Below are 1,369 nucleotides of genomic sequence, written 5' to 3' on the forward strand. Positions count from 1 at the left end.
ATATCCTGTGTCGCGCGACCGATCGCCTGGGCGTATTTTACCACGGCCTCGCCGACGGCGATCGGCTGGATCGCCACCTTGTGGCCGGGCTCGATCAGCGCACTGGCGACGGCACCGCCCGGCAGCGCGGTGCCGATCTCGATGCGGCCATTGGCGACGGCGACATTGTCGGCGGGGGACAGGAGAATGCAGTTGGAGGCGTTCACGGGCGGTTTCCTGGGTGATCCTGGGTTGCGCGGACGGATTGACACGCGTCTGTTTAGAGATATTGTCTTTTATCGTGAAAAAACAGTTTTGCGTCAATTGTTTTTTCACTGGGGAGTTCCGCATGTCCTTGGTTGTTCCGGGAAGCAATTTCGCTTCTCAGGGCCATGGGAACGTCATATTGCGCTTCAAACCGGCCGCCGCAAGCGACGGCGTGCAACGGGTCAGGGATGTCGAAGAGCAACAACGTCTACAAGGATGCCTACAACCGCTGCCTGCGGCTGCTCGACGAAACGCGCAGCCTGCCTTCGGAGCCGGAACTGGGCACCTTGCTTGGCGTCAGCCGTACGACCGTCCGCACCATTCTTGCGCGCATGGAAGAGACAGGGCTGATCGCCTGGGACAAGCGCGCCAAGACGGTGCTGCGCGAAGCGCGTCCGGACGATTTTTTCCCCGAAGAAGAGACCGACACGCTGGCCGAGATCATCGAACGGTCGTTCATGCGCAGGCTGCTCGCCGGCGGCGCCGAAGCCGGCATGCAGATCAACGAACTCGAACTGGCGCGTGAGATCGGCGTCGGCACCACCAGCGTGCGCGAGTTCCTGATCCGCTTCTCCCGCTTCGGCCTGATCGAGAAGCGCCGCAACAGCCATTGGGTGCTGAAGGGCTTTACGCGCGCCTTCGCGCTGGAGCTGACCGAAATCCGCGAAATGTTCGAACTGCGCTCGGCGGCCGCCTTCACCGCTCTGCCGCAGGACAGCGCGGTCTGGGCCGATCTCGACCGTCTGGAAGACGAGCATCGCCAGCTGGCAAACGAGATCTCCACCCGCTTCAACGAATTCTCCGAGCTGGATGAGCGCTTGCACAGACTCATCCACCGGGCATCGCATAACCGCTTCATCGTCGATTTCTACGATGTCATCGCCATGATCTTCCACTACCACTACCAGTGGAACAAGGCGCAGGAACGCGAACGCAACGAAGTCGCGATCGGCGAGCATCTGGTCTATATCGAGGCGCTGAAATCGCGCGACCTCGGCAAGGTCGACGCCGCCTGCCGCAAGCATCTGAAGTCGGCGCGCCAGACATTGCTGACCTCGATCCCGGAGAGCCGGTCGCTACAAAAATCCTGAGCCGCGCTGAGGCTCAGAGTCTTGTTTCATGC

2 protein-coding genes are annotated in these 1,369 nt (G+C 61.3%); one reads left to right on the forward strand and one right to left on the reverse strand.

The genetic code is table 11. The features are described 5' to 3' along the window. Positions 1–206: SAF domain-containing protein (locus tag EN906_RS34195; RefSeq protein WP_245484395.1), on the reverse strand; the 206-nt coding region annotated here is incomplete at its 3' end. A 228-nt stretch (positions 207–434) separates the two neighbouring features. On the opposite strand from EN906_RS34195, the gene EN906_RS34200 reads away from it, so the two are divergent. Further along, entirely contained in the window at positions 435–1,337 is a 903-nt protein-coding gene (locus EN906_RS34200) for a GntR family transcriptional regulator (RefSeq protein ID WP_127270817.1), read from the forward strand. The last annotated feature ends 32 nt before the right edge of the window (positions 1,338–1,369 follow it).

The organism is Mesorhizobium sp. M7A.F.Ca.CA.004.06.1.1, from assembly GCF_003999135.1.
In the GTDB taxonomy this organism is placed as follows: domain Bacteria; phylum Pseudomonadota; class Alphaproteobacteria; order Rhizobiales; family Rhizobiaceae; genus Mesorhizobium.